22 protein-coding genes and 1 pseudogene are annotated in these 23819 nt (G+C 73.6%); 12 read left to right on the plus strand and 11 right to left on the minus strand.

Annotated elements, in window-relative coordinates; translation table 11 throughout:
- On the plus strand, positions 1-675 hold a 675-nt coding region (locus tag ACFV0G_RS11300; RefSeq protein ID WP_380545245.1), incomplete at its 5' end, for an amidohydrolase family protein.
- Positions 676-696: 21 nt separating this feature from the next.
- Here ACFV0G_RS11300 and ACFV0G_RS11305 read toward each other — a convergent pair.
- The 3 genes from ACFV0G_RS11305 to ACFV0G_RS11315 all read right to left on the minus strand — a co-directional run bounded on the left by ACFV0G_RS11305 (position 697) and on the right by ACFV0G_RS11315 (position 2920).
- Positions 697-1380: a 2-phosphosulfolactate phosphatase gene (locus ACFV0G_RS11305; protein WP_380545247.1), complete on the minus strand. Its 684-nt coding sequence runs from the start codon at positions 1378-1380 to the stop codon at positions 697-699.
- 73 nt (positions 1381-1453) lie between these two features.
- Complete coding sequence (locus tag ACFV0G_RS11310) at positions 1454-1990, minus strand: hypothetical protein (protein WP_380545249.1); 537 nt, start codon at positions 1988-1990, stop codon at positions 1454-1456.
- A gap of 21 nt (positions 1991-2011) precedes the next feature.
- Positions 2012-2920 (minus strand): patatin-like phospholipase family protein, encoded by a 909-nt coding sequence (locus tag ACFV0G_RS11315; RefSeq protein WP_380545252.1) that lies wholly within the window; start codon positions 2918-2920, stop codon positions 2012-2014.
- Between the two features lie 82 nt (positions 2921-3002).
- Between ACFV0G_RS11315 and ACFV0G_RS11320 the strand changes: the two genes are divergently transcribed.
- The gene (locus ACFV0G_RS11320) at positions 3003-3560 is read left to right on the plus strand and encodes a TetR/AcrR family transcriptional regulator (protein ID WP_380545254.1); all 558 of its coding nucleotides are present in this window, start codon (positions 3003-3005) and stop codon (positions 3558-3560) included.
- A gap of 21 nt (positions 3561-3581) precedes the next feature.
- Here ACFV0G_RS11320 and ACFV0G_RS11325 read toward each other — a convergent pair whose 3' ends face one another.
- Positions 3582-4172, minus strand: a complete 591-nt coding sequence (locus ACFV0G_RS11325) for a TetR/AcrR family transcriptional regulator (RefSeq protein ID WP_380545256.1) — start codon at positions 4170-4172, stop codon at positions 3582-3584.
- 261 nt (positions 4173-4433) lie between these two features.
- On the opposite strand from ACFV0G_RS11325, the gene ACFV0G_RS11330 reads away from it, so the two are divergent.
- The 7 genes from ACFV0G_RS11330 to ACFV0G_RS11360 all read left to right on the plus strand — a co-directional run bounded on the left by ACFV0G_RS11330 (position 4434) and on the right by ACFV0G_RS11360 (position 11048).
- Positions 4434-4616, plus strand: coding sequence for a hypothetical protein (locus ACFV0G_RS11330; RefSeq protein ID WP_380545258.1), 183 nt, complete (start codon positions 4434-4436; stop codon positions 4614-4616).
- A 91-nt stretch (positions 4617-4707) separates the two neighbouring features.
- A complete protein-coding gene (locus ACFV0G_RS11335) occupies positions 4708-5721 on the plus strand; it encodes an agmatine/peptidylarginine deiminase (RefSeq protein ID WP_380545260.1) in 1014 nt (337 codons plus the stop codon).
- A 64-nt stretch (positions 5722-5785) separates the two neighbouring features.
- A complete protein-coding gene (locus ACFV0G_RS11340) occupies positions 5786-7435 on the plus strand; it encodes an ABC transporter substrate-binding protein (RefSeq protein ID WP_380545262.1) in 1650 nt (549 codons plus the stop codon).
- Positions 7432-8391, plus strand: a complete 960-nt coding sequence (locus ACFV0G_RS11345; RefSeq protein WP_380545264.1) for an ABC transporter permease — start codon at positions 7432-7434, stop codon at positions 8389-8391. The genes ACFV0G_RS11340 and ACFV0G_RS11345 overlap by 4 nt, the downstream gene beginning before the upstream one ends.
- Positions 8388-9245 carry an ABC transporter permease gene (locus ACFV0G_RS11350; protein WP_380545266.1) on the plus strand — a complete coding sequence of 286 codons (858 nt, stop codon included), beginning with the start codon at positions 8388-8390 and terminating at the stop codon, positions 9243-9245. Before ACFV0G_RS11345 ends, ACFV0G_RS11350 begins: the two co-directional genes overlap by 4 nt.
- Complete coding sequence (locus ACFV0G_RS11355; RefSeq protein ID WP_380545268.1) at positions 9242-10219, plus strand: ABC transporter ATP-binding protein; 978 nt, start codon at positions 9242-9244, stop codon at positions 10217-10219. The genes ACFV0G_RS11350 and ACFV0G_RS11355 overlap by 4 nt, the downstream gene beginning before the upstream one ends.
- On the plus strand, positions 10212-11048 hold the full coding sequence (locus tag ACFV0G_RS11360; protein ID WP_380545270.1) for an ABC transporter ATP-binding protein: 837 nt from the start codon (positions 10212-10214) through the stop codon (positions 11046-11048). Before ACFV0G_RS11355 ends, ACFV0G_RS11360 begins: the two co-directional genes overlap by 8 nt.
- Positions 11049-11172: 124 nt before the next feature.
- Here ACFV0G_RS11360 and ACFV0G_RS11365 read toward each other — a convergent pair whose 3' ends face one another.
- The gene (locus tag ACFV0G_RS11365; protein WP_380545272.1) at positions 11173-11808 is read right to left on the minus strand and encodes a TetR/AcrR family transcriptional regulator; all 636 of its coding nucleotides are present in this window, start codon (positions 11806-11808) and stop codon (positions 11173-11175) included.
- A 184-nt stretch (positions 11809-11992) separates the two neighbouring features.
- On the opposite strand from ACFV0G_RS11365, the gene ACFV0G_RS11370 reads away from it, so the two are divergent.
- Positions 11993-13162, plus strand: a complete 1170-nt coding sequence (locus ACFV0G_RS11370) for an agmatine/peptidylarginine deiminase (RefSeq protein ID WP_380545274.1) — start codon at positions 11993-11995, stop codon at positions 13160-13162.
- An 84-nt stretch (positions 13163-13246) separates the two neighbouring features.
- Here ACFV0G_RS11370 and ACFV0G_RS11375 read toward each other — a convergent pair whose 3' ends face one another.
- The 5 genes from ACFV0G_RS11375 to ACFV0G_RS11395 all read right to left on the minus strand — a co-directional run bounded on the left by ACFV0G_RS11375 (position 13247) and on the right by ACFV0G_RS11395 (position 20432).
- A complete protein-coding gene (locus tag ACFV0G_RS11375) occupies positions 13247-14059 on the minus strand; it encodes a class I SAM-dependent methyltransferase (RefSeq protein WP_380545276.1) in 813 nt (270 codons plus the stop codon).
- Between the two features lie 578 nt (positions 14060-14637).
- A complete protein-coding gene (locus ACFV0G_RS11380) occupies positions 14638-16332 on the minus strand; it encodes a SulP family inorganic anion transporter (protein WP_380545278.1) in 1695 nt (564 codons plus the stop codon).
- Between the two features lie 345 nt (positions 16333-16677).
- Positions 16678-17199: a gluconokinase gene (locus tag ACFV0G_RS11385; RefSeq protein ID WP_380545280.1), complete on the minus strand. Its 522-nt coding sequence runs from the start codon at positions 17197-17199 to the stop codon at positions 16678-16680.
- Positions 17200-17214: 15 nt separating this feature from the next.
- Complete coding sequence (locus tag ACFV0G_RS11390; protein WP_380545282.1) at positions 17215-18606, minus strand: glucose-6-phosphate dehydrogenase; 1392 nt, start codon at positions 18604-18606, stop codon at positions 17215-17217.
- Complete coding sequence (locus ACFV0G_RS11395; RefSeq protein WP_380545285.1) at positions 18603-20432, minus strand: glycoside hydrolase family 15 protein; 1830 nt, start codon at positions 20430-20432, stop codon at positions 18603-18605. Before ACFV0G_RS11395 ends, ACFV0G_RS11390 begins: the two co-directional genes overlap by 4 nt.
- A gap of 342 nt (positions 20433-20774) precedes the next feature.
- On the opposite strand from ACFV0G_RS11395, the gene ACFV0G_RS11400 reads away from it, so the two are divergent.
- Positions 20775-21794, plus strand: coding sequence for an alpha/beta hydrolase (locus ACFV0G_RS11400; RefSeq protein WP_380545287.1), 1020 nt, complete (start codon positions 20775-20777; stop codon positions 21792-21794).
- A gap of 85 nt (positions 21795-21879) precedes the next feature.
- Here the strand turns inward: ACFV0G_RS11400 and ACFV0G_RS11405 are convergent, their stop codons facing one another.
- The gene (locus tag ACFV0G_RS11405) at positions 21880-23439 is read right to left on the minus strand and encodes an MFS transporter (protein ID WP_380545289.1); all 1560 of its coding nucleotides are present in this window, start codon (positions 23437-23439) and stop codon (positions 21880-21882) included.
- 182 nt (positions 23440-23621) lie between these two features.
- Between ACFV0G_RS11405 and ACFV0G_RS11410 the strand changes: the two are divergent.
- A pseudogene (locus tag ACFV0G_RS11410) lies at positions 23622-23819 on the plus strand (hypothetical protein); the annotation flags it as partial.

A 23819-nucleotide genomic window follows, 5' to 3' on the forward strand; every position in this document is an offset into this window, starting at 1 on the left:
GTGCTGCACGACCTCGGGGTCATCGGCATCACCTCCTCCGACGCCCAGGGCATGGGCCGGGCCGGCGAGACCGTCCGCCGCACCTTCGCCGTCGCGGGCAAGATGAAGTCCGAACTCGGCCCGCTGGACGGCGACGGACCGGACGACGACAACGAGCGGGTGCTGCGCTACATCGCCAAGCTCACCGTCAACCCGGCCATCGCACACGGCCTCTCGCACGAGGTCGGCTCGCTGGAGATCGGCAAGCTCGCCGACATCGTGCTCTGGTGGCCGGCCTACTTCGGCGCCAAGCCGCAGCTGGTGCTCAAGGCCGGCTTCCCTGCCTACGGCGTCACCGGCGACCCCAACGCCGCCACCGAGAGCTGCCAACCGCTCGTCATGGGACCGCTGTTCGGCGCGCACGGTGCCACCGCCGCCGACCTGTCGGTGGCCTTCGTCAGCCGGGCGGCCGCCGAATCGGGCTCCGCCGGCCGGCCCTACGACGCCATGACCACCCGCCGCCGCAGGGTCGCCGTCCGCGGCACCCGGGGGATCGGGCCCGCCGACATGGTCCGCAACGCCCGTACCGGCCTGGTCGAGGTCGACCACCGCACCGGCGCAGTCTCCCTCGACGGCGACGCCCTCCACTCCGAGCCCGCCGACAGCGTCCCGCTCAGCCGCCTCTACTTCCTCTGACCGGACCGGATCCCTCCTCCCTCACCCCGGAGGCACGGCGCGCCGACGCAGGATCATGAGCGAGTCCTCCAAGGCCGCAACCATGGCGAAGGGGAACCGGTCGAGTTCGAGGCAGAGTGCGACGTCATCCGGATGGACCCCTTGGCGCACCCCTTCCGCCAACTCGGCGGCGGCGCCCGACTCGCCGGCGCGACGGAGGAACCCGGCTGCGTCCGTTCCTGCCCCGGTGGCCCTGCGAGCGATGTACTGGGCGCACGCGAGGTCCTCGTCCGCCCGGCCCTCCTCGCCGGTGACCACGAAGGTGACGCCGTCGCACGCGTGTGCCCGCAAGAGGCGAGCCGTCGCCTCCGCCACGACGAAGCCGGCGCACAGCACCAGCGACGCCTGCTTGACCGCGAGGGCGCCGACCGTCCCGGCGGTGGTCTTCTGTACGACGGTTCGTCCGCCGAGGTCGGCGGACCGCAGCAGGCCCGGCGAGTTGACCAGGTCGAACCCGGGCTCGGGCGGACCGTCCTTGAGTGCCACCCAATCCGGGTGGCGCGCCTTGAGCTCCAGGGCCTGGTCCAGCGACTCGGCCAGAACGACCTTCTCCGCCCCCCGGGCAAAGACCCAGGCGGCCACGGTGAAAGCACGCATGACGTCCACCACGACCGCGACCGGCGGGACTTCGGCCGGCTCGGCGATGCCGAGGAAACGAGCGTCCATCCCGTCATGATCGCGCATGCCCCAACCGCGGCGCTGCACAGGGCCCGACGGAATCGACCTCTCGGCCGGCCCGCTACCGGACCGGACCGGCCAGCGTCTCGATGGGGGGAAGCGGCTGCGTCGGCTGTTTGCGGGTCAGGTTCGCCGGCTCTTCGGGTGGTTCGGTGCCGTCCTGGACGGTTCTGACGTAGGCCTTGGCGTCCTGCAGACTCAGTCGCGGGGCCTGCTTGCGCAGGTGGTTCATCGCGGCCACGGCGCCGGCAGAGTGAACGAGTGCACGAACAGCGGCGGCCCGTGGATCGGGTGGTCTGATGCCCTTGGTCTGCAGGAGGTACTGCTCCTCCCCGCCTTCGTCCTCCCACCACACGGAGGGCACGTAGTGGATGCTCCCGTCGTGCCGGTCCACCAGGTAGTGACCGCCGACGAAACTGCCGCGCCGGTCACGGGCGCGGGCCTGCTCCGCCGAGCGCCAGAAGACGAGCCAGCCGACCGTGCGTTCCCCCACGTGGTAGATGTCCGGTGTGGGGGCAGGACCCCTCCACGGCCACGTCGGCAGCTCCCTGGCCAAGAAGGAGCCGATGAGCTCGACGGCGCGTTCCTCGGAGATCACGGCCTCATCATTCACCAGGGGTCAACCGGTCGTCGGCATGCCGACGCCCTCCCCGTCGAGATCCCGGACGCGGTGCCGGTCCGTGCCGGATCCGGTCCTCCACACGAGGCGGAGCTGCTCCGTGGCGTCGGCGGCCTGGCGGAGTCCCGCCCGGTAGGCAGGCTCCCAGGCCGTGCGGTCGTTCAGGTCCGGGCCGAAGGCGCGCAGTGATGCCGGATCGGGCTCGACGGTCACCACGGTGTCCGCTGCGGCGATCGCCAGTTCCTGATGGAGCAACTCGTCCGGGAACAGGTGCGCCTGCGGGTCGATCACCACGAGCGTGCGGGCCCGGGCGGCCAGTGCGGCGTTGGTCGCCGACCGCAGGGAGCCGTCCATGTAGCGGCGGCCGTCGACGGTGATCGGCGGGTAGATGCCGGGGAAGGCCGTGCTGGCCGCGACGGCGCAGGAGAGCGGTGCGCCGCTCGCGCCGTCGAAGACCTCCTGCTCGCCGGACTCGGTGTCCGTCGCGGGGATGAGCAGTTGCCGATCCGGCCATTGGTCCGTGCCGACCATGGCACGCATCCGGGCGATATGGGCCTGCTCGGGGCCGGTCTCGGCAGCGACCGCGATGCGGCCCACTCGGCGCCGGGCCCCGGCCGGGTCCGAGGCGGCATCGCCGAGTACGGCGAACGCCTCGCCCAGCCGGCGCCCGTCCACCTGGGGCGGCGTGCTGCCGGACTCGGCGGGGCGCACCGGCGTGGCGAGCCGGCCCGGGTCCTGGCCGGTGGCCAGCAGGGCGGCGATGATCGCCCCGGCCGAGGTGCCGACGAGTAGATCGGCCCTGCCGAGGTCCACCCCGCCGCGGCGCAGTCCGCAGGCGAGCCCGGCCGTCCAGGCCATGCCGACGAGGCCTCCGGCGCCCAGGACGACCGCCCGGTCGGGTGAGGGCATGAGCGTCTCCTTCCCCTTGTTGAAACAGTCGTACCATATACTGACGCGGACTCAGATATGCAGGACGAGAGGATGGTCCACCGTGGGGCGACCCCCGGATCCCGCCCGGCGGGAAGCCGTGCTGACGCGGGCGACCGACTACGTGCTGGCGCACGGCCTGGCCGGGTTGAGTCTGCGTCCGCTGGCTGCGGCCCTCGATACCAGCCCGCGGATGCTGCTCTACGACTTCGGCAGCAAGCAGGAGTTGGTGGCAGCTGTCCTTGCCGAGGCCCGCCGTCGCGGCGCGGCACGGTTGGCCGGGGACCTCCCGGCAGGGGCGGCCTCCCCGGAGGAGCGCCTGCGCGGCATCTGGGCCTGGATCAGCGCACCCGAGCGCGCTCCGTACGTGCGGCTGATCTTCGAGGTGCACGCCGACGGACTGACGCACCCCGAGAACTACCCGGACCGGGGCGAGGCGATCACGGGCTGGTTCGACACCCTCGGCGCCGCGTTCCGCGGCATCGCCGCCGGCGCCGACGACACCATGACTCCCACTCTGGTCATGGCCGTCATCCGGGGCCTCCTGTTCGATCTCACGACCACCGGGGACCGCCACCGCGCCGACCGCGCCATGGACCGCTTCTGCGAACTCCTCCGATAGTCATTGCCAGTAACTGAAGTTTCAGTTAGTAGTCCGAGCGCGGCCGTGGGCCAGTTCCACCTCGATCGCCTCCCGGAGCAGGCGGCGTGCGTGCTGCAGGGGGAGTGAGCCGCTGAGCCATCGGACGCTCAGGCCTTCCAGCAGTGCGGTGAGCCGTTCGGCGGCGGCTGCGTGCGCGGGGGCGGTGCCGGCCGGGTTGGCCCGGCCGAGCAGTTCCGCGATCTCGTGGACCCAGGTGTGAGTGGCCCTGGCCAGCTCCTTGCGGAGGTCCGGGTCGAAGACGGTGCTCGCCCTCAACTCCCCCCAGGCCGTGCTGTTCTCCCTGACCTCGGGGATGTCCTGGAGCTCCAGGAGCAGGGCCTGTTCCAGGTCGTTGCGGGGGCCGGACGGATCGTTCCCCGGGATGCGCTCGGCAGTGTAGCGGTCGGCGCGGTCGTTGATGAACTCCAGGGTCCGGCGGAGGATCCCGGCGCGGTCGCCGAAGTGGTAGTAGATCAGCGAGGTCGAGACCGCCGCCTCCGCCGCCAGTTCTTCCACGCGCAGCCCGCGTACGCCGCGTCGGGCGATGACGCGGGTCGCGGCCCTGAGTATCTCTGTTCGACGATCCGACATGGACGGCCACTCTACCCGGACCGGGTCGATCAGGGGCAGTTTCCTGATCGGATTCTCAGTATGTGGCCGCACTGGCCCGGTCGGACAGCATCCCTGCTCGGGGCGGATTGCTGAGGTCCTGCCTGAGTGGATCGCCTGCGCCGGCGGCGGAGCCGAGGTGTCCCGCGAGCGTCACCGGCCCTCACATCTTGACTGAATTTTCAGTTCGATGGAGGATGTGCGGCACACCACACCTCCCGCCCTCACTCCAGGGAGATCTCGATGAACCTGCCGGAAACCTCCAGGCGGAGCCTCCTCAAGCTCGGTGCGGCGGCCGTTCCCGCACTCGCCCTCGGCGCGGCCCTCCCGGTCAGCGCACGTGCTGCCACCAGCCCGACCGCCGGCGGCGGTGGCGGCATCCACTGCTCGACCCAGTCGCAGCCGGTCGTCCCGCCGGCCGGCTGAGCAGGCCCGTACCGCTCGCGGACGTTCACCGGGCGCACGCCGCTTCCGTCCCCCGACGGGACCACCCCCTCCCCAACCGAAGGAATCCGCTATGACTTTCCGCATGCCGGCCGAGTGGACCGAGCACGAGGGCTGCCTGATGGCCTGGCCCGTCCGCCCGGAGCTGTGGGGCGAGGTCCTCGCCGAGGCCAAGCAGGAGTACGCCCTGGTGGCCCGCGCCATCGCCGAGTTCGAGCCGGTGACCATGGTCGCCCCGCCCGGCCACGGCGAGGAGGCCCGCACGATGTGCGGCGACCGGGGCGTCACGGTGATCGAGCTGCCGATGGACGACTCCTGGTTCCGCGACTCCGCACCGATCTTCGTCCTGGACGAGCAGGGCCGCCGGGCCGGCGTGGACTTCCGGTTCAACTCCTGGGGCCGCAAGCACTTTCCGTGGGACGCCGACGACGAGGTCAGCGCCCTGCTGCTGAAGCACCTGGAGGTCGAGGCGATCCGCTCCGAGATGATCCTCGAGGGCGGCGCGATCACCGTGGACGGCGAGGGCACCCTCATCACCACCGAGCAGTGCCTGCTGCACCCCAACCGCAACCCCGGCATGAGCCGCACGGAGATCGAGGCCGAGCTCAAGGCGCGCCTCGGCGTCACCAAGGTCATCTGGCTGCCGTACGGCGGGCTGCTGGACACCGAGACCGACGGGCACGTGGACGGCGTCTGCGCCTTCGCCGCCCCCGGCAAGGTCGTCGTGCAGCTGCCGGCCGACCCCGCGCACCCCGACTACGTCCGGATGCGGGCCAACCGGACGGTGCTGGAGCACTCCACCGACGCGCAGGGCCGGCCGTTCGAGATCGTCGACGTCCCGCAGGCCGCGTTCGTCGAGGTCGACGGCAAGCACACCGAGGTCGGCTACCTCAACCACTACATCGCCAACGGCGGCATCGTCGTCCCCGTTGCCGACCACCCCGAGGACGAGGGCGCGCTCGCCGTCCTCGCCGCCGCGTACCCCGGCCGGAGGGTCGTCGGCGTGCGGGCCCGCGTCGTCGCGTTCGGCGGCGGCGGCGTCCACTGCATCACCCAGCAGATCCCGGCGGCCCGCACGTCCGCATAGCGCCCAGGCCCGCACCACCCCACCCCGCGCCGGCCACCCGGCGCCCTTGAACGGGAGTACCCCGATGCCCCCCACCGCATCACCGAGAGCCGGCGGCGGCCGGCTCGCCCTCGCCACCGCCGTGCTGTCCTCCGCCGCGCTGATCGCCGCCTGCGCCGGCCCGCCCGCCACCGGCACGTCCGGTGAGGAGTCCGGCCACCGGCTGTCGGCGTCCACCCCGCCCGCGAAGGGCGGGATCGACTCCTTCACCTGGGCCCTCTACGCCGAACCGCCCACGCTGGACTACACCATGGCGTTCGACTACCCGCAGAACACCATCCTGTCCAACGTCTGCGAGAGCCTGATGCGGTGGACGCCGCAGCTCACCCTCGCCCCGGGCCTGGCGCAGAAGGCGTCCAACCCGGACCCGACCACCTGGGTCTACGACCTGCGCCCCGGAGTGCACTTCCACGACGGGTCGGTGATGACCGCCGACGACGTGGTGTACAGCCTCGGCCGGCAGATGAACCCGGACAACGCCGCCGCCTGGGCCCAGGTGTTCCAGAACGTCGACACCGTCACCGGGACCGGCCCGCTCCAGGTCACCGTCCGGCTCAAGCGGCCGGACTCGCAGTTCCCGCAGTACATGGCGACGGCGGCCGGCGTGGTCGCCGCCAAGGCCGGGGTCGAGGCGGCGGGCAAGGACTACGGTACGTCCGGCAGCCTCGACTGCACCGGCCCGTTCCGGCTCGGCGCCTGGAACAAGGGCCAGTCGATCGAGCTGCGGCGCTTCGACGGCTACTGGGGCACGAAGGCGAAGTCCGCGAAAGCGGTGTTCAGCTTCCTCACCGATCCGTCGGCGCGCACCAACGCGATGCTGAGCGGCGAGGTCGACGGCGGCTACCTCATCCCCACCGAGAGCTACGACCGGCTGAGCAGGAGCGGGGTGGGCACGCTGTACTTCGGCGAGGGCCTGAGCACCGTCAACGTGAACGTCACCAGCATGAAGGGCGCGCTCGGCGACGTGCGGGTGCGGCGTGCGCTCTCCCTCGCCCTCGACCGCTCCGGCTTCGTCCGGACCGGCCTCGGCGGGGCCGGCGCCACCACGGGCTCCCTCACCACCAGGGCCGTATGGGCGGCGTATCCGGACAGCGTCCGCACCGCCGCCTTCACCGGCCTCGCGCCCACCGCGCAGGACATCGAGCAGGCCAAGGCCCTCGTCCGGGAGGCCGGCGCCACCGGCAGGACCCTGACCATCGCCACCAGCACCATCGGCCAGGACGTGTCCCTGCTCGCCACCGCCGTCCAGAACGCCGGTGCGCGGATCGGCCTGGACGTCCGGCTGAAGACGATCGCCCCGAACGCGTTCACCTCGCTGTTCACCGACGCCAAGGCGCGCGAGGGCCTCGACATGTTCCCGGAGACGTACTACGACTCCGTCACCGACCCGCTCGACCTGCTGGCCAACTTCCGGACCGGCGCCTACCAGAACTTCGCCGGCTACAGCGCCAAGGCCTACGACGACCTGGTCGACCGGGCCACGGCCGCGTACGACCCGGCGGCGCGCGGTGCGATCGAGGCGGAACTGCAGAGGACCGCCTCCGAGCAGCTGCTGTGGATCCCGGTGGCCGAGTGGCCGACCGCGATGTTCCTGAACAAGCGGATCACCGGTGCGCCGACCACCGTCGCGTACCTGTACTACCCGTGGGCCGCCGACGTGGGGGCTGCACGGTGAGCTTCCTGAGATTCGCCGGACGGCGGCTGCTGGAGATGGCCGCCACCCTGCTCGGCGCCTCGTTCGTGGTCTACGGCGCGATGTACCTGGCGCCGGGCAGCCCGGCGAGCTTCCTGCTCTCGGGGCGGTCGGCCTCCCCGGCCGCCCTGAAGGCGATCAACGAGCAGTACCACCTGAACGACCCGTTCCTCGTACGGTACTTCCGCTGGCTCGGCCAGGTGCTGCAGGGCGACTTCGGCCGTTCCATCACCTACCGCACCGATGTGTCCGCGCTGCTCGCGGACCGGCTGCCCGCCACCCTGCTGCTGGTCGCCATGGCCCTGGTGGTCGTGGCGGCCGCCGGGCTGGCCCTCGGCTGGATCGGCGCGGTGCGCGGCGGCGCGACCGACTCGGCGATCCTGGTCTCCACCACCTTCGCCGTCGGCACCCCGTCCTTCGTCGCCGCCGTGCTGCTCCAGGGTCTGTTCGCGGTGAAGCTGGGCTGGTTCCCGAGCAGCGGGGCGGGGGAGGGCCTCGGCGACATGGTGTGGCACCTGACGCTGCCGTCGATCGCGCTCGCGCTGTACCTGATCGGCATGCTGGCGCGGGTCACCCGCTCCGCGATGCTGGAGGCCCTCGACAGCGAACACGTGGCCGTCGCCCGCAGCCGGGGCGTGCCCGAGCACCAGGTGATCCGCCGTCACGTGTTCCGCAACGCGCTGGGCACCGTGCTGACCACCGGCGGCCTGATCGTCTCCACCCTGCTGGTCTGCACGATCCTGGTGGAGTCCGCCTTCAGCATCGGGGGCATCGGCCAGCTCCTCGAACTCTCCACCACCACCAAGGACTTCCCCACCGTCCAGGCCATCTCCCTGATCATCGTCGCCCTGTTCATGACGGTGAACCTCGTCGTCGACCTGATCCACCCGCTGGTCGACCCACGGGTCACCCTCGGATCGAGGGGGTCCGCCGCATGAGCGTCACCGCCCTCACCGGCCGGCCAGGACTCGGCCGCCTCAAGGCCGTCCGCGCACCGCTCTACCCGATCTGCCTCGCCCTGGCCGTCCTGGTCGTCGCGGCGGCCGTCCTCGCCCCCTGGCTGGCGCCGTACGACCCGAACGGGGTCGACCTCGGCAACGCCCTCGCCGGCCCCTCCGCGGGCCACCCCTTCGGCGTGGACGCGGCCGGACGCGACACCCTGTCCCGGCTGCTGCTCGGCGCCCGGACCTCGCTGCTCGGCCCGCTCGGCGTCGTCGCCTTCTCCACCGTCGCGGGTGTCGCCGTCGGCGTCGTCGCGGCCTGGCGCGGCGGCTGGCTGGACTCGGTGCTCTCCCGTTCGACCGAACTGGTCTTCGCCTTCCCCGGCATGCTGCTGGCGATCCTGATCGTCTCGGTCCAGGGAGAGGGCCTGCTCGCCCCCGTCATCGCCCTGGCGATCGCCTACCTGCCCTACGTCGGCAGACTGACCCGCTCCCTGGTGCTCGCCGAACGGACGCGGCCCTACGTCGCCGCCCACCAGGTCCAGGGCCACTCCGCCCTGCAGATCTGCCTGCGGCACGTCGTCCCGAACATCGCCCCCGTCGTGCTGGCCCAATCCACCATCAACTTCGGCTACGCCCTCATGGACCTGGCCGGCCTCTCCTTCCTCGGGCTCGGCGTCCCCGCGCTGACCCCCGACTGGGGCCGCGCGGTCTTCGACGGCCAGACCGCGATCCAGCACGGCTACCCGCTCTCCGCCGTCCTGCCCTGCGCCCTCATCGTGCTGACCGTCGTCGCCTTCAACGTCGTCGGTGAACGCTGGGCCGACCGGGTCGCCAGGAGGGAGCGATGAACGCACTCGACATCCAGGGGCTGCGGCTCCGCCTGCCGGGCACCGCCCGTCCCGTCCTCGACGGCGTCGACCTCACCGTCGCCGCCGGCGAGACCGTCGCCCTCGTCGGCGAATCCGGGTCCGGCAAGACCCTCACCTCCCGCACCGTCCTGCGCCTGCTCCCGCCCGGGGCCGCCACCGAAGGCCGCGTCCTCGTCGACGGCGAGGACGTCCTGACCATGAACGCCGACCGGCTGCGCACCCTGCGCAACCGCCGGGCCGCCATGGTCTTCCAGGACCCGCGCGCCGCCGTCAACCCGCTGCGGCGCATCGGCGACCACCTCACCGAGGGCGTCACCCTCACCGGGGCGATGACCAAGGCGGAGGCCAACCGGCGCGCCGCCGAACTCCTCGAAGCCGTCGGCCTCGGCGCCGGCGTCCTGGCCGCCCGTCCCGGCCGGCTCTCCGGCGGCATGCTCCAGCGCGTGATGATCGCCGCCGCCCTGATGGGCGACCCCGCGCTCCTGCTCGCCGACGAGCCCACCACCGCCCTCGACGTCACCACCCAGGCCGAGGTCGTCTCCCTCCTGGACCGGCTGCGGACGCGCTTCGGCACCGGCCTGCTCTTCGTCACCCACGACCTCGGCCTCGCCGCCGCCATCAGCGACCGCGTCCACGTCATGTACGCCGGCCGCATCGCCGAAACCGGCCCCGCCGACGCCCTGTTCGCCCGCCCCCGGCACCCGTACACCGCGGCACTCCTCGCGTCCACCCCGCGCCTGGAGGCCCCGCAGCGCCGGCTTGCCGCCATCGACGGCCAACCACCGGACCTGCGCGAGGAGTTGACCGGCTGCGCGTTCGCCGCCCGGTGCGGCCTCGCCACCGGCCTCTGCCGCGACCGGGCACCCGAGCCGGTGCCGGCGCCCGGGGACCCCGGGCACCTCGCCGCCTGCCACCACAGCGACCGGCTCGAAGGGAGCGCCACCCGTGCGTAAGAACGCACCCGAGTCCGTCGCCCCGCAACGGACTTCGGGGAACGTGCTGGAGGTCACCGGGCTGCGCCGCAGCTTCGGCGGCGTACCGGCCGTCGACGACGTCTCCTTCACCCTGGCGGCCGGCGGATCGCTCGGCATCGTCGGCGAGTCCGGCTCCGGGAAGACCACCACCGCCCGCATCGTCGTCGGACTCGAACAGGCCGACGAGGGCCGGGTGGTCGTCCAGGGCCGCGTCCGCACCGGCCGCGCCCGCGGGCGGGCCGAGCGGATCGCCCGCGCGCGCGAGGTCCAGATGGTCTTCCAGGACCCGTACCTGTCCCTCGACCCGAGGACCGGCGTCCAGGCCGTGCTGCGCGAGACCCTGCGCCTGCACTTCCCGGACGCCGACCACGCGAGCCGCATCGCCGAACTCCTCGACCAGGTCGGCCTCGGCACCCGCGCCGCCGACGCCCTGCCCCGGCAGCTCTCCGGCGGGCAGCGCCAGCGCGTCGCCATCGCCCGCGCCCTGGCGGTCGAGCCGGCCGTCATGGTCCTGGACGAGGCCGTCGCCGCCCTCGACGTCTCCGTTCAGGCCCAGGTCCTCAACCTGCTCGCCGACATCCGCGAACGGACGGGCATCGGCTACCTCTTCATCACCCACGACCTGGGTGTCGTCCGGTGCATCACCGACGACGTGATCGTGATGCGCCACGGACGGATCGTCGAGGCCGGTCCCACCGCCGAGGTCCTCGCCGACCCCCGGCACCCCTACACCCGGCTCCTGCTGGAGTCCGTACCCCGGCCCGGCTGGGATCCCGACCGGATCGCCGCCGCGCGCCGCGCCCTGTAGACCGCCGCGTCCCGGCGCGGCAGGGGTGTCCTGCCGGGGCGCGGCACCCATGGCGGAATTCGCCCGGACGGCATCGTGCGCCGCACCGCACCCTGACCGGCCGGTCAGCATCGGCCGGCCCGGCTCAGGCCCGGTCGGCCGAGAGCGAGGCCATCAGCGTCCGCAGCACGGCCCCGGCGTCCACCGCGGAGCCGAGCGAGGCGACGGCGGCGAGCCCGTCCACGGCCGCCGCGAAGGCCTCGCCGAGCGGACGCGGGTCGAGCCCGCCGGGGCGCTCGTCCGCCAGCACCCCGAACAGCCGGACGAAGCAGGAGCGCCAGCGCCCGTACTCCGCCTCCAGGCTCACCCGCACGCGCTCGTCGTTGAGGGCGAGCCAGTGCAGCGCGGAGTGCAGGTGCGCCAGGTCCGGGCTCTCCGGGCGGGTCAGCAGGCCGATGACCCGCTCGGCGCGGTCCGCGAAGGCGCCCGGTCCGTCCACCGCCTCCTCCAGCGGGGCGATCCACTCCGGCCGGATGTCCTCGATCACCGCGACGATCAGGTCGGTGCGGTCCTGGAAGTGGTAGTGGCACATCCCGTGCGACACCCCGCAGAGGGCGGCGACGTTGCGCGTGGTGAACCGACCGGCGGTGTCGCCGGCCAGCAGGGTCCGCGCGGCGGCGATCAGCCGGGCCCGGGTCTGCTCGCCCTTGGCCGCCCGGGCTCCGCCGGGCTTCCTGCTGCCGGGGGCCTCGGTGCTCCGGTCCTTCTCGCGCGTCGCCATGGCGCAACTGTAACGGCCGTTCCGTGCGGCGTCGCCGGTGATCGCCGTGCGGTGGATCGCGGTCGGCGCACTCGGCCGGATCCGTCGCGCCGATTCCTGCGCGAGTAATTGACCGAGCGCTTGGTCAGTTATAGCGTTCCATCCAATCCCGTTACCCCGACGGGCAGTTGACTGGAGATTCCGGATGAACCCCCACACGTCCGAGGGAAGATCCCTGGGCAGGCGGCAGTTCCTCGCAGCCGCCGGACTGGCCGCCGCCGGCGCGGCCGTGACCGCCGCGACCGGCTCCGCCGCCCTGGCGGCGACCGGCACGGCGGCCGGGCAGGGCGCGGCCCCGTCCCTCGCGGGCGCCTTCGCCGTCCCGGCCGAGGACGTCCGCCACACCCGCACCTGGATGGCCTGGCCCGACAGCAGCACGATCTGGAAGTCCAAGCTCAGCGGTGTGCAGTCGAACATCGCGCTGATCGCCAAGACCATCGCCACGTACGAGCCGGTCGTCATGTGCGCCAACCCGGTCAGTGCGGCCAAGGCCCGCTCGATGTGCGGCTCCGCGGTCACCGTGATCACCACGATCCCCGTCGACGACTGCTGGATGCGCGACACAGGCGCGGTCTTCCGCACCGACGGATCCGGCGGACTGGACGCGGTCGGCCTGAACTTCAACGGCTGGGGCGGCCGGCAGACCCACGCCAACGACGCCCTCGTCGCGCAGCGGATCGCCGCCTACGTCGGCGTGCCGTACACCGCGGCCGGCCTGGTGGCCGAGGGCGGCGCCATCGAACAGGACGGCGCCGGCACCCTGATGGCCACCCGCAGCAGCATCATCAACGGCAACCGCAACCCCAACCGGACCCAGGCCCAGCTCGAGGCCGCGATGTGCGCCGCCTACGGCGCCTCCAAGGTGATCTGGTTCACCGGCATCGCGGGCCAGGACATCACCGACGACCACGTCGACGCGACCTCGCGCTTCCTCGCCCCCGGCTCCGGCGCGGTCCAGATGCCGCTCGCGAGCGACACCGACGTCTGGGCGCAGGACGCCCGCCAGCAGTACCAGATCCTCTCCGCCTCGACGACCGCCTCCGGGGGCCCGATCGGCGTGACCAGGATCCAGGGTCCCGACTACTACAAGATCCGCTCCACCAACGCCGACTTCGTCGCCTCCTACGCCAACTACTACGTCTGCAACGGCGCGGTGATCTCGGCGCAGTTCGGCGACACCTCTGCCGACACCGCGGCCAGGGCCGCCCTGGCGCGGCTGTTCCCCGGCCGCACCGTCGAGCAGCTCAACATCGACTACCTCGGTGCGGGCGGCGGCGGCATCCACTGCGTCACCCAGCAGCAGCCGGCAGTCTGACGGCCCGCGCGCGGCGCTCCGGTGCCGATCGCGGGCCGGCCGCGGTCGGCACCGGCAGCCCGGGGACGCAGCGGCCCCGATGCGTCAGGCGCCGTTGGCGCAGACCACCCCGAAGAGCCCCTCGCCGTCTGCGGACGGGCAGACCAGAGTGCTGATGCCGTCGGCGGACCGGGTCCAGAGGGCGAAGCCCTGGTGCGTGCTGATGTCGTCGATGAGCATGACGCCGTCCGGTGCCAGGACCCGGCCGATCCGGTCCATCTCGAACCGGGTGTTGCGCGCCGTGTGCAGGCTGTCGTGGACGAACACGTCCACCCGCCCCAACTTCCTTCCGAGCGCCGGTAGCCGCCGCCGGCTGGAGCCTTCGATGTACGACCACTCCCGGCGCTGGCGGGCGGGTACGGCCGCGCCCGTCTCCGGATGGAGGCCGGGGTGGAAGGGGTGCGGCAGATCGATGCTCCACAGGTGGCCGCGCCCGTTCTGCTCCAGTGCCTCCAGCACGTACCGGCTGATCACTCCGCGGGCGACCCCCGTCTCGACCACCACCTCGGCCCGCCGGTGCAGCACCACGCACCGCACCGCCCGGGCGAGCGACTCGTCCGCGTCGCTGTAGCCGCCGTAGGTGTGCCGCCCGAACGCCAGCCCGCCCTGGTGCAGTTCCCGCCCGACGGACGCCCACAGTTCGGCGGCGTGCGGTGTCTCCGGGCACGGCCAGGGCGCCCCGAGCAGGCGGTGCAGGTGTTCCTCCCACCCGGTGTCGACGTCGTACGCCACCCGGTACTCGTGGCGCCGACTGATCTCCTCCGGTAGGTAGAGGAGGGTTTCCACCGGGTCTGCGGCGAGTGCGCGGGCGAAGCGCCGCAGCCGGTCCGCGCCGTGCGGTGGCTCGTAGCGGCCCATGTCCTCAGCCTAGTACGCCGCCGGGAACTCGCTATTCTCGCTGGTCAGCGGCGCGGGGGAAGGGCTCGGGGAGGGGTCCCGACGGGCTGTGGGGCACTGCCCGGGCTACCGCCCGCCGCCGCCCCCGCCGCGGCCTCCGCTGCCCCGGAGGAACACCGGGTTGGTGAGTGCGGCCATCGGCCCCCACGGCAGGTCGGGGCCCGTGCTGTTGCCCTTGCCGGGCGGCCCAGCCGTCCACCGCCGACTCGTCGTCGCAGGTCCACGGCCCGTTCCACACCTCGACCGCGTCCGCGCCCTCGTAGCCGAACTTCCACTGGCAGGCCACGTACGGGCGGAACGGGCGCGCCGGGACCACGACACCGCCGCGCGAACGGACTTGGCGGGCCGTCCGCAAGAAGGCCCCGTCGCGGGAGCGGCAGTGCCAGTCGACGAACCCGCCGGGCGGCAGGCCGGCCGGGTGAACCGCGGGTGAGGATCCGCCCACGGCGGGCGGTCCACCCCGCGGCGATCGGCCGGCCCGCGCGCCGCTCACGCCCCGCCGAGGGCGGCGGCCGCCTCCGCGGCCTCGGGGACCGAGGTCAGCCGGCGGCCGGCCCGTCCGCGGGGTAGGCCCGGATGGCGTCGATCAGGTTGCCGAAGACGTACCGGGACGGGATCCGCTGCCACAGCCCGTAGACCTTCAGGGTGTCCACCAGGGCGGGGTCGGGGCGGGCGAGGACGAAGGTGACGCTGCGTGCGGCGAGGAAGTCGAGCAGGCTGCCCAGGCGGACCCCGGCGGAGTAGTCGACGTCGGCGATCCCCGCGGCGTCGAGCACCAGCCAGCGCACCGGATCGGGTGCGTCGTCGACGAGGGCCTTGACCTCGTCGGCGAAGCGGCTCGCGTTCGCGTAGAACAGCTCCGCGTTGAAGCGGAAGACGATCAGGCCCGGCGCGCTCTCGATGCCGGGCTCGGCGGCCGTGTACGTGGGCTCGCCCGCCTCGGTGACCCCGACCACGAAGTCCTTGGGCCGGTACTCCCGCCGGATGACCTCGAACAGGGAGAGGACGAGGGCCAGCAGGACCCCCTGCTCGACGCCGATGCCGAACACCGCGAAGGCGGTCGCGACGGCGATGACGAACTCGTTGCGGCGCCGGGCGTAGATCTGCCGCAGGCCCCGTACGTCGACCAGCCCGAGGCCGACCAGGAACACGATCCCGGCCAGCACGGCGAGGGGCATGTCGGCCAGCAGACCGGTGAGGACCAGCGCGACCAGCAGCGAGACGAACGCCATGGTGAGGTTGGCGACCTGCGTCCGGCCGCGCTGCTGGTCGAGGATCTCCGTCTTGGTGGGGGAGCCGTTGACGACGAAGGTCCCGCTGAGCCCGGCGGCGATGTTGGCGACGGAGAGGCCGACCAGGTCGCGGTTGATGTCGACGCTGTCGCCGTGCCGCGTCGCGAAGCTGTGCGACGTGGCCGCGCTCTGCGCCAGGATCAGCACGAAGCAGGAGGCCGCCACGGAGAAGACCTGGGACACATCGCCGGGGGTCAGCCCGGACGGCAGGCCGAGCGGCGGGAAGCCGCCCTCGACGGAGCCGACGACGGCGACCCCGTGGCCGGCGGCACCGGTCGCCGCGGAGAGGGCGATCAGCGCGACCACCGCCACGACGGAACCGGGGAACCTGGGCAGGAACCGCTTGAACAGCAGGATGATCACGATCGTGGCGGCGCCGTACGCGAAGGTCGGCCAGGCGATGTCGTCGAGGTGGGTCAGCCAGGACCACTGCTGCTGGAACCAGTTGCCCTGCCCCCTGGGGATGCCCAGCAGGTCCGGGATCTGAGCCGTCGCCACCTGGATGCCGACGCCGGTCAGGAAGCCGATCAGGACGGCCGCCGACAGGAAGTCCGCGAGGAAGCCGAGCCGGAACAGCCGTGCGGCGGCCAGCAGGCCGCCCGCCATCAGGGCGGTCAGCCCGGCCAGGGCGATCCAGTGCGGTGAGCCCGGGGTCAGGCCGGTGACCCCCAGCCCCAGCAGGCCGGCGGAGAGGATCGCCGCCGTGGCGGAGTCCGCACCGACGACGAGCAGCTTCGACGAGCCCAGCAGGGCGAACGCGACGGCCGGCAGGATCAGCGTGTACAGACCGGTGACGATGGGCATCCCGGCGATCGAGGTGTACCCCATCACCTCGGGGATCGCGACCGCGGACAGCGTCACCCCCGCGAGCACGTCCCGGCCCAGCCACGCCCGCCGGTACCCGCGCAGGGACGCCGGCACCAGCCTCGTCACGCCAGTCACGCACCCACCTCACAGCCGCCGGAGACCTCCTACGTTCTCATGGCGGCCCCCGGCCGACCCGCGGTCCCGGCACCGGCACGACCTGGCGGACGAAGCGGTTCCAGTCGGTCCGGTGCTCCGGTGGTGCCGGGCGGCCGGTCCCGGGCCGGCACGCGGTGGGTCGGTACGGAGCGGGAGGGGTCTGCGGTGCTCACCGTGGGGAGGCCGGGCCGCGACCCCGGGCGGTTTCCGCCGGCAGGGCCCTCCAGGTCCTCGCCGGCGCCCTCGACACGCTCGCCCGGCCGGCCGGCCGGCCGGCCCGCACCGCACCGGAGGACCTCCCGGCGAGTCGGGCGTTCCCGCCCGTCACTGACGCGGCAGCAGGTCCACCGCCCGCTCCGCGAGGGTGCCGGGGGCCGGCCCGGCGTCCAGTGCGGCGCCGGGCTCGTCCGGTTGGAGCGGTTCGAGGGCGGCGAGTTGGGAGTCGAGCAGGGACAGCGGCATGAAGTGGCCGGTCCGTCCGCGCAACCGGTCCGCCAGGAGGTCGTGGTCGGCCGTCAGGTGCAGGAAGAAGGCGTCCGGGCAGGCCTCGCGCAGGGCGTCCCGGTAGCGGCGCTTCAGTGCGGAGCAGGCCACCACGCCGCCGCTGCCCGCGGTGCCGCGCTCGTGCAGCCAGCGGCCGACCTCCGCGAGCCAGGGGCGGCGGTCCTCGTCGTCGAGCGGGATGCCCGCCGACAGTTTGGCGATGTTGGCCGGCGGGTGCAGGTCGTCCGCGTCGGCGAAGGGGATGTGCAGCCGCGCCGCGAGCAGGCGGGCCACCGTCGTCTTGCCGGTGCCGGAGGCGCCCATGACCACCAGGCAGTGCGCGCGGTGCTCGGTGCGGGACATGTCGGCCGGTCCGTCTCAGCGCTGCCGGCCGCCGTCGTGGGGCCGACGCGCGGGCGGACCGTCCGAACCCGCCGGGTACTCCTCCAACGGGACGAGGCCGCGCTCCCAGGCGGCCAGGACGGGGGTGAGGACCCGCCACGCCTGCTCCGCCTCGTCGCCGCGGATGGACAGCGCCGGGTCCCCGGTCAGGACGTCCAGCAGGAGCTGCCCGTACGCCGGCAGGTCGGGCGGCTCCATCCGTGCCGTCAGCGAGAGCGGCGTGAAGGCGTGGGCCTGGGCGCCGATGCCTGTCAGATCCAGCGCCAGCCCCTCCGGCTCCAGTCCGAAGCGGAGCACATTGGGCAGCGCCTCCCCGCTGTGGCCGAACGGGAGGTGGGGGACCGCACGCAGCCGCACCGCGACCTCCTTGCGGTCCGCGGCGAGCGCCTTGCCGCTGCGGAGCCGGAACCGCGTGCCGGCCCAGCGCCAGCTGTCCAGTTCCAGTTCGACCTCGGCGAAGGTCTCGGTGCCGCGCTGCGGGTCCACACCGTCCTCGTCGGTGTACGCGGGGACGGCCCGGCCGCCGACCCGGCCGGGCAGGTAGCGCGCCCGGCGCGTGCGGCGCACGGCATCGTCCTCGGTCAGCGGCCGCACGGAGCGCAGCACGTCGACCTTGCGGTCGCGCAGGTCCCGCTCGCCGAGGGTGATCGGCGGCTCCATGGCCACCAGGCAGAGCAGCTGCAGCAGATGGTTCTGCACCATGTCCTTCAGCGCCCCGACACCGTCGTAGTAGCCGGCCCGGCCCTCCAGCGCCAGCGTCTCGTCCCAGACGATGTCCACCGCCTCGATGTGGGTGCTGTTCCAGATCGGCTCCAGCACGCGGTTGGCGAGCCGGCTGCCGAGCACGTTCTGAACGGTCGTCATGGCCAGGAAGTGGTCCACCCGGAACACCGCCTGCTCCGGCAGCAGGTCGGCGAGCAGCCGGTTCAGCTCCTGCGCGCCGGCCAGGTCCTCGCCGAACGGCTTCTCCAGCACGATCCGGCTGCCCGGGGGCAGGCCCGCCCGGTGCAGCGCGGTGACCACGCGGGGGAAGGTGGCCGGGGGCAGGGCGAGGTAGACGGCGACGGGGCCGTCCCCGGCGACGGCCCGGGCGAGGTCGGCGGGGTCGGTGACATCGGCCCGCCGGTAGTCGGCCGAGGCGGCGATCGCCTCCCTGGCCCCGGCCGGACTGCCGGGTCCGCAGTGGCGGTCGAGCTGCGCGGCGGCCCACTCCCGGTACTGGGCGCCGTCCCAGTCCTCCCGGCCGGCGGCGGTCAGCTCCAGCCGGTCGCCGATGTGCCCGGCCGCCCGCAGAGCGGCCAGCGCGGGGAGGAGGAAGCGCGCGCTGAGGTCCCCCGTCGCACCGAGGACGGCCAGCCGTTCGATCATGTCCGGGCCCCCGCCCTCGCCCGGGCGAGGTTCACGCCACTGGCGATGACCCCGATGTGGCTGAACGCCTGCGGGAAGTTCCCCATGAACTCCCCGGTGGACGGGCGGATCTGCTCGGACAGCAGCCCCAGCGGGCTCGCCCGGGCGCACAGCGAGGCGTACAGCTCCTCGGCGTCCTCGATCCGGCCCTGGCCGACCAGGTTGTCGACCAGCCAGAAGCTGCACAGCAGGAAGGCGCCCTCGTCGCCGGCCAGCCCGTCGGGCGACTCGTCGTGGCGGTAGCGGTACAGCAGCCCGCCGCCGGCCGACAGGCGCTCGCCGATGGCCTTCGTGGTCGCCACCATCCGCGGGTGGTCGGCCGGCACGACCCGGCGCAGCGGAAGCGCGAGCAGGCTGGCGTCCAGGGCCCCGCCGCCGTCGAGGTGCGCGCTCAGCGTCTGCGCCCCCTCGTCCCAGGACTGCTCCAGGATGAGGCGGCGCAGCCGGTCGGCCGAGGCCCGCCACGCGTCGACCTGCCCGGTCAGGCCGAGCCGCGCACCGATCTGCGCCGCCCGGTCCAGCGCCACCTGGCACATCCCGGCCGAGTAGGTGAACACCTGGCCGTCGCTGCGCACCTCCCAGATGCCCTGGTCCGGCCGGCGCCAGCTCTGCCCGGCGGCGTCGGCGAGCCCGGCCAGGCCGGCCCAGAGCGCGGGCTGGATCTCACCGCCGGCGAGCAGCCACTGGTCGGCGCAGTCCAGGATCTCGCCGTAGACGTCGTGCTGGCGCTGGTCGGCGGCGCCGTTGCCCCAGCGGACCGGGGCGGAGCGCCGGTAGCCCTCCAGCTCGGGATCCTCGACCTCGTCGGGCACCGGGCCGCCCCGGAGGTCGTACATGATCCTCGGCCGCCCGCTCTGCTCGAACGCGTCGAGCACCCAGCCGAGGAAGGCGTCGGCCTCGCCCCGGAAGCCGATCCGGCGGAGCGCGAACACGGCGAACGCCGCGTCGCGGATCCAGGCGTAGCGGTAGTCCCAGTTGCGGATCCCGCCGATCGGTGCGGGCAACGAGGAGGTGGGGGCGGCGACCAGCGAGCCGTTGGCCCAGTCGTCGCAGAGTTTGAGCGTGATCGCGGCGCGCCTGACCAGGGGTTCCTCGGGGCCGGCGTAGTCGAAGTGCTGCATCCAGCGGCGCCACGCCTCCGCGGTGCTCCGCAGCGTGGCGCCGGTGTCGAAGCGGTGGTGGCGGTGGAAGCGGCCCCAGGACAGCACGAGGTCGAGGCGGTCGCCCTGCACCAGGTCGTGGGTGCTCTGCAGGCCGGTCAGCGGACGGTTGGACCGCAGGTGCAGCCGCAGGTCCGGCTGCCGGTTCGGCCGGACCTCCAGCCCGCTGAACAGGGCCCTCGCCTGGGCGCCGCCGCGCGGTTCGAGGTCCGCCCGGAGCCGGACGCTGCCGGCCAGCACCACGGCCGAGCGGACGAGTTCGCCCCGGCCGGCCGGGACGTCGTCGGTCAGGTCGGCAGCCGAGCGCAGGGCCAGCGCGTCCGTGATCCGGACCAGACCGGTGGCGCTGCGCAGCTCGGTCGTCAGGACGCCGGTGTCGGGTTCGTAGCGCTGGCGCGCCTCCACCGGGTCCTCCGGTGCGAGGGTGAAGTGCCCGCCCCGCCGGTGGTCCAGCAGGCCGCAGAAGAGCGGTTCGGCGTCGAAGCGGGGCAGGCACATCCACGGGATGGAGCCGTCCAGGCCGACCAGCGCCGCCGTCGTGCCGTCGCCGATGAGACCGAGGTCCTCCAGCGGCAGGTAGCCGTCCCGCCGGCGGACCGGCCGGAACGGGGGATCGGGATCGTGCATGCCGCCTCGCTTCCGTGGCGCCGCGGGACCGTCGGACGATCCGGTGGGCGGATGCGTCTCCCGGCCGCCCTTCCTCGGGGATGCCGGCCGTGCACGGGGGCGGGCCGCACCCCCGTCCCACCATCCCAGAGGTCGTGCCGGCCCGCGATCCGGGCGCTGCGGTGGGGTCGGGGCCGCCGTGCGGGCCCGGAACTCCCGGCCGGCGGATGGGCGTTGCCCGGCCGGGCCGAACCTCGACCGGGCCGAGCCTCGACCGGGGCGGTGCCCGCGGGAGCGGCCGGCCTGCCAGGCTGTCCTCCTCGGGGTGCCGCCGGGCATCCCTCGACCGGGGGAGTTCCTGTCATGGGTGTCGGTGGTACGTCGTCGGTGCGCGGCCCCGCTCCGGCGGCCCGGCCCGCACCGCCCTTCGACCCGGAGCTGGGTGCCGCGCTGGCGGCCCTCGGGGCGGGGGCGCGGGAGCCGGTGACCACGGAGAACCTGGCGGCCTGGCAGGAGCGGGACGCAGCGGCCCGGCCCAGGCCGACGCTCGCGGAGCTCCGGGACGGCGGCCGGTTCGAGGTGGCGGAGCTGCGGGCGCCGGGCGCCCGCGGCGGCCGCGAGGCCGTGCTGGTCGCCGCGCGGCCCGCCGGGACCGCCGGACGGCTGCCGGTCGTGTACTACATGCACGGGGGCGGCATGGTCACGGGCAACGCCCGGTCCGTCCTGCCGCGGCTGCTCCGCGAATGGGCCCTCCCGCTGCAACTCGCCGTCGTCTCGGTCGAGTACCGGCTGGCTCCGCAGGCGCAGTACCCCGCGGCCGTGGAGGACTGCTTCTCCGGACTCCTCCGGGTGGCCGAGCACGCGGCCGCGTGGGATCTCGACGCGGACCGCATCCTGCTTGCGGGGAAGAGCGCCGGTGCCGGACTCGCGGCAGCGCTCGCCCTGTTGAACCGCGACCGCGGCGGTCCGGTCCCGATCGGGCAGATGCTGTTGAGCCCGATGCTCGACGACCGCAACTGCACCTTCTCCAGCCATCAGATGGCCGGCCGCGACACCTGGGACCGGACCTCCAACGCGACCGCGTGGCAGGCGGTGCTCGGCGACCGGTACGGCGCTCCCGACCTCCCGCCCTATGCGGCCCCCGCCCGGGCCACGGATCTGTCCCGGCTGCCGCCCGCCTACCTGGAGGTCGGATCGGCGGAGACCTTCCGGGACGAGGCGGTGGCCTACGCCCAGGCGATCTGGCAGGCCGGCGGCGAGGCCGAACTGCACGTGTGGCCCGGTGCGTTCCACGGCTTCGACACCGTCGCACCGCAGGCGGGCCTCAGCCGCGACGCCGGCGAGGCCCGGTCCCGCTGGCTCCGGCGGCTCCTCGGCCGGTGAACTCCTCCAGAAGGATGGAGTTGGGGGAGCGCGGGAGCGGGACGGCCGGTCGGCCGCCCCGCTCCGGATTCCTCCTCGCCGGTGCTCACCCGTCGGTCGGTACGGTCCGTTCGGGCCGAACCGGCTGCGCGGCGTGGACGGTTCGGGCCGCCCGGCCCGCGGGGGCCGGCTCCGGGGTGCGGGCCTCGTCCGCACCCGCACCCGCGTACGCGTCCGCACCCGCATCCGGGGGTGCGACGTGCCGCCGGGGCGCGAGCAGGGCCGAGACGATGCCGACCGCGGCCAGCGCCGCTCCGACCCAGAGGGCCGGCCTGAAGGAGTCGACGAAGGCGTTGGGCGAGTTGTAGACGCCCGGGCCGGTGAACACGGCCGCGAGGACGGCCACGCCGAAGACGCCGCCGAGTTCGCGGATCGCGCTGTTCGCGCCGGAGGCCACCCCGGCCTCCTGCGGCGGAACGGAGCCCATCACCGCATTCGCCACCGTGGGGAAGCACATCGACGTCCCGACCCCGGCCACCGTCAGGGCCACGCTCAACTCGGCGTACCCCATGCCGGGTTCGGCGATCGCGGCGACCCAGCCGAGCCCGATCGCCTGCAGTGCCAGGCCGGCGGCCATGAACGGGCGGTTGCCCCAACGCTCCGACAGGGCACCGGCGATGGGCGCGACCACCATCGGTGTCGCGGTCCAGGGGAGGATCCACAGGCCCGCGGCGAGCGGCGAGTTGCCGAGTCCGATCTGCAGGAACTGTGACATCAGGAACAGCGCGCCGAACAGCGAGGCGTACATGAAGAAGCTGACACCGTTGGCCGTCGAGAAGCCGCGCAGGCGGAACAGGCCGAGCGGGAGCATGGGGTAGCGGGTCCGGCGCTGCCAGGCGAGGAAGCAGCCCACCAGGGCCAGCCCGGCCAGGACCGACAGGATCACCTCGGCGCTGCCCCAGCCGGCGATGTTCGCCCGGACCAGTCCCCAGGTCAGACCGAGGAAGCCCGCTCCGGCCAGACCGAGTCCGACCAGGTCGAGCCGGGGCCTGGGCCCGAAGCTCTCGGTCAGCCGGCGCAGCGCGAGCGGGGCCAGGACCAGCCCGATCGGGACGTTCAGCCAGAAGATCCACTGCCAGGCGAGGCCGTTGGTGATGGCGCCGCCGACGACCGGCCCCGCGGCGACGGCCAGACCGGCGATGCCGCCCCAGAGGCCGATGGCCATCCCGCGCTTCTCAGCCGGGAAGGCCTGGCTGATCAGGGTGAGCGTCAGCGGCATCACGATCGCCGCGAAGCCGCCCTGCACCGCGCGGGCCGCGATCAGCGCACCGACGGACGACGAGAGGGCCGCCGCCGCGGAGGCCGCGGAGAAGCCGAGCAGCCCGATCGCGAACATCCGCCGCCGCCCGAACCGGTCGCCGAGCGCGGCCCCGGTCAGCAGCAGACAGGCGAAGGACAGGTTGTAGGCGTTCACCGTCCACTCGAGGTCGGTGAGCTTCGCGCCCAGATCGGCCCGCAGCACCGGTAGCGCCGTGGTGACGACCAGGGTGTCCAGGGCGACCATGAACAGGCCGAGGGAGGCCAGGACCAGGGTCCACGTCTGCCGCGGACGGCCGGCGGCCGGGGCGCGGGGGCCGGCGGCGTGGAGGGTGTCGGTGGATGGCATGGCGTGCGCTCCTCGCGGATCGGGTGCGGGAATCGGTCTCACTCGATCGACGGACGGCCGGGCGACGTATCGACACGGAACGCCGGAAAATCGTCCGGGGGACGTGTCGATTCCGGCGGGCCCGGACCGTCGGCATGACGAGAGGGCCCGACCGGCGGGTCCGATCGAGAAGGGATCGCGTCATGGCGCAGTACCTGCTCCTGATCTACCGCGAGGACGCCGCCGTGGCCGCCGCCACGCCGGAGAGGAGCCAGGAGGTGCTCAAGGAGCACCTGGCCTTCCAGGACCGTCACGCGGCCGCCGTCCTCGGCGCCAACGCGCTGCACAACACCGACACGGCGACCACCGTCCGCGCGGACGGCTCCGGCGGCGGGTGTCTG

It is taken from the genome of Kitasatospora sp. NPDC059571 (assembly GCF_042735675.1).
Classification (GTDB): domain Bacteria; phylum Actinomycetota; class Actinomycetes; order Streptomycetales; family Streptomycetaceae; genus Kitasatospora.